This is a genomic window from Sphingopyxis sp. (assembly GCF_036402335.1).
Lineage (GTDB): Bacteria > Pseudomonadota > Alphaproteobacteria > Sphingomonadales > Sphingomonadaceae > Sphingopyxis.
Genome location: NZ_DASWTD010000319.1, coordinates 1 through 1819 on the forward strand (window position 1 = coordinate 1; position 1819 = coordinate 1819).

Sequence of the window (1819 nt, forward strand, 5' to 3'; positions counted from 1 at the left end):
CGAGATCGAGACGCGATAGCGCGCGCCACGACCCGCCGACGAGATAGAGCGGGAGGCCGGCCAGGCCGCCCGGCCAGCCCGCATCGCGGAGCATCTTGCGTACCGCGCGCTCGAATGCCTGTTGGCCATCCTTGCGCAGCGCGGGCAGGCGCAGCACGCCGAGCGGGAAAGACGCGCGGCGGCCGACCTGCCCGTCCGCCACTTCGGCAAGTTCGAGGCTGCCGCCGCCCAGGTCGACCGCGATGCCGCGCGCATCGGGGATTGCCGCAAGCACACCATAGCCGGCCGCCTCGGCCTCTTCCTCGCCCGAGAGCAGGCGGATCCTGAGGCCTGCTTCGGCAGCTGCGGCGATGAATTCGGGACCATTTTCGGCGTCGCGCACCGCAGCCGTCGCGACGCATTGCAGGTCCTTCACGTCCATATGCCTTGCGAGCAGCGCGTAGCGGCGCAGCGCAGTCAGACCGCGCGCCGCATCTTCGGCGGCGATGCGGCCGTCGATCGCGAGACCGCGGCCAAGGCCCGCCGCGACCTTTTCGTTGAAGATCACCGCCGGCGCGCGCGCTGGTCCCTCATAAACGACGATACGGACCGAGTTGGACCCGATATCGATGACCGCAGAGCGGTGGACCGCCTGTTTCGGGGTACGCAGCAAGCCCAAATCTATTGTCTCAATCTTCATGCACGTTGAAAGCCAGCGTCGGGACGTCCTGACGCTTGTGAAGCGCGGTTCCGCGGCCCGACAGCGACGGGTTATTCATAAAATAATGATGCAGGTTGAACGGCTTGTCGCCCGGTTTCACGCGTACTGACGTGCCGTCGGGCTGCAATATCCAGCTTTGTTCATTGTCGATCAGGTTCGCGACGAGCACCTGATCGAGTATCTGGTCGTGTACCGTCGGGTTATCGATCGGGATCATATATTCGACGCGGCGGTCGAAGTTGCGCGGCATCCAGTCGGCGCTGCTGATATAGAGCTTTGCCCCGCGATGCGGCAGCGGTGCACCATTTGCAAAGGCCCAGACGCGGCTATGCTCCAGAAAACGGCCGACGACCGATTTGACGTGGATCGTTTCGGACAGGTCTGCCACGCCCGGCCGCAGGCAGCAAATACCGCGCACGATCAGCTCGATCGGTACACCCGCCGCACTCGCCTCATAGAGTTTGTCGATGATGCCCGGATCGACGAGGCTGTTCATCTTCGCCCACACGCCCGATGGCAGCCCGACCTTCGCCGCCGCGATTTCGGCGTCGATCAGTTCGCAGAGATGCGCACGCATGTTGAGCGGCGACATGGTGATCAGGTCGAGCCGTTCGGGTTCGACATAGCCCGTGATATAATTGAACAGCTGGGCCGCATCGCGTCCCGCGCGCGGGTCGGCGGTGAAGAAGCTGAGGTCGGTGTAAATGCGCGCGGTCACCGGATGGTAATTGCCGGTGCCGAAGTGGCAGTAAGTGCGATAGCCCTGCCCTTCACGGCGTACAACCATCGAGATTTTCGCGTGGGTTTTCCATTCGATGAAGCCGTAGACGACCTGTACCCCGGCGCGTTCGAGCTGGTTCGCCCAGAGGAGGTTCTGCTCCTCGTCGAAACGCGCCTTGAGTTCGACGACCGCGGTCACCGACTTGCCCGCCTCGGCCGCCTCGATCAGCGCGCGGATCACCGGCGACTGGTTGCCGGCGCGGTAGAGCGTCTGCTTGATCGCGACGACGTCGGGATCGGCCGCCGCCTGACGGAGGAAGGAGAGCACGACGTCGAAGCTCTCATAGGGGTGATGGACGACGATATCCTTGGAGCGGATCGCCGCGAAACAGTCACCGC

Annotated in this window: 1 protein-coding gene and 1 pseudogene; both read right to left on the reverse strand. The window is 64.1% G+C overall.

Features of this window, described 5'->3' with window-relative positions; all coding sequences use genetic code 11:
• Window positions 1-679: pseudogene (locus tag VGD20_RS09915) on the reverse strand (Ppx/GppA family phosphatase); the annotation flags it as partial.
• On the reverse strand, window positions 669-1819 hold a 1151-nt coding region (gene ppk1, locus VGD20_RS09920), incomplete at its 5' end, for a polyphosphate kinase 1 (RefSeq protein ID WP_331134283.1). The pseudogene VGD20_RS09915 and the gene ppk1, both read right to left, overlap by 11 nt.